The sequence below is a fragment of the Desulfosporosinus nitroreducens genome, assembly GCF_023897015.1.
In the GTDB taxonomy this organism is placed as follows: Bacteria; Bacillota; Desulfitobacteriia; order Desulfitobacteriales; family Desulfitobacteriaceae; genus Desulfosporosinus; species Desulfosporosinus nitroreducens.
In genome coordinates this window covers 1-1,764 of sequence record NZ_JAMHFY010000078.1, presented here as the reverse complement: position 1 = coordinate 1,764, position 1,764 = coordinate 1, and the positions used below count along the sequence as shown (strand labels likewise).

The 1,764-nt window shown below is 37.0% G+C and carries 2 protein-coding genes; both read left to right on the top strand.

The genetic code is table 11. From position 1 onward, the window contains the following. Positions 1-89: 89 nt before the first annotated feature. The gene (locus M8E35_RS26190) at positions 90-941 is read left to right on the top strand and encodes an ISL3 family transposase (RefSeq protein WP_252473908.1); all 852 of its coding nucleotides are present in this window, start codon (positions 90-92) and stop codon (positions 939-941) included. Positions 942-1,122: 181 nt separating this feature from the next. After that, a complete protein-coding gene (locus M8E35_RS26810) occupies positions 1,123-1,722 on the top strand; it encodes a transposase (protein ID WP_252473907.1) in 600 nt (199 codons plus the stop codon). Positions 1,723-1,764 lie beyond the last annotated feature (42 nt).

Below are 1,764 nucleotides of genomic sequence, written 5' to 3'. Positions count from 1 at the left end.
GGTTCTTCCTCAAATTTGAGTATAAACACACATTAAACTGTGTATTTATGGTATAATTAATGAAAATAATACCCGCAGAGGTACTTAAATTGAACGAAAACGATGCATTATTTCTAAGCAGTTTTTATCCTAAAGAAGTTAAAATTAATCAAGTTATAGAAAACAACAGTGGTATTACTATCTTGCTTAAATCCATGACTCATAGCCATGTTTGCCCTGAATGCGGACAAACGACAAAATCTTACCACAGTACCTATAGACGCAGAATTCAAGACCTACCGATTTTAGGGAAATCAGTATACTTGAATGTTACAGCGTATCGATATAAATGTGAAAATTCATCCTGCGACCAAAAAGTTTTTTCAGAAGAACTTAGTGGATTTACCGGTAAATACCGAAGAATGACTTCCCGCTTGGAAGACTTTATCATCACGCTTGCACTTAATACGAGTTGTGAAGGGACAGCTCGTATTTGTAAACAGATGAATATTAATATAAGCGGTGATACTGTTATTAAAATCTTGTTACGCAATGCCCAATCAATTGATCCAAAATGCGGTGAGTTCATAGGCGTTGATGATTGGGCTTATAAGAAGGGGCATACCTACGGAACAATTATTTGTGATGGTGCTTCTCATAAACCGATTGCCCTGTTGGATGGCCGTGACGGAAGTGCCTTAAAAGAATGGCTAAAGAATAACCAACACATTAAAATAGTTACTAGGGACAGAGCTAGTAGTTATGCAAAAGCCATCGTAGAAGCACTGCCTCAGGCGATGCAGATTGCCGATAGATTCCACCTCCATCAAAATCTTTTAAAAGCAATCAAAGACGCCCTGGGACGAGAAGTTCCAGCAAGGATAATGATTCCTTCCGAGGACTCAGGCCCTATTTCGTCGGACTCTACAACGGTGGACGAGCCCGATTCAAAAAAAAAATGAGTTAACTGATGATGAGAAACACCGAAGAGAAACGGTTATTCAGATTCAATCTTACTTGTCTCAAGGTTATTCAAGTAAAGCCATTTGCGAAATGTTGCACACAACATATAGACTTATAAGGAAGTTCTCAAAAGGTGATCCGGATATTCTATGCCGTAGAAATCAGTCTAGTTCTTCACGCGTGTCTGGACTTGATCAATATAAACCCATCATTTTGGAACAATTAGCTTTAAATGCTGAAATCAAAGGTATTTATAAACTACTCGTTGAGAGAGGGTATACCGGAAAACTCAGCTACTTCTATGAGTATTGTAAAAAAGTTGTCAAGAACAATAATATTGATCACCATACAAACGCCAATATCCTTGGTGTCAAACGTAAAAATGGCAAACCTAAAGGCCATATCATAGAACGACACCGAATATTAAAATACCTTTGGTCTAAATTCAATATTCCATCGCCAGATATCTCATTCATTTTGGAGAAGTATCCTTTCGTAAAAGAAATGCAGGATTGCATTTCAGACTTTCGAAATATCTATGTCAACAAGAGTGTCACGCTCTTAGAAGAGTTTGTAGAAAAATACTTTAAAAGCAGCAATAAAAACTTGAAATCATTTGCAAATGGTATTATCAGAGATTTTGTCGCCGTTAAGAATTCGATTATCAGTGATTATAGCAATGGTTTTCTTGAAGGTAATAACAATCGGCTGAAAATGATCAAGCGCACCATGTATGGCAGAGCTGGTTTGGATCTTCTCAGGGCTAAGATTATATATTAGCTTTTTATTTTGACCATACATACTCAAATATGCGGAAGAACC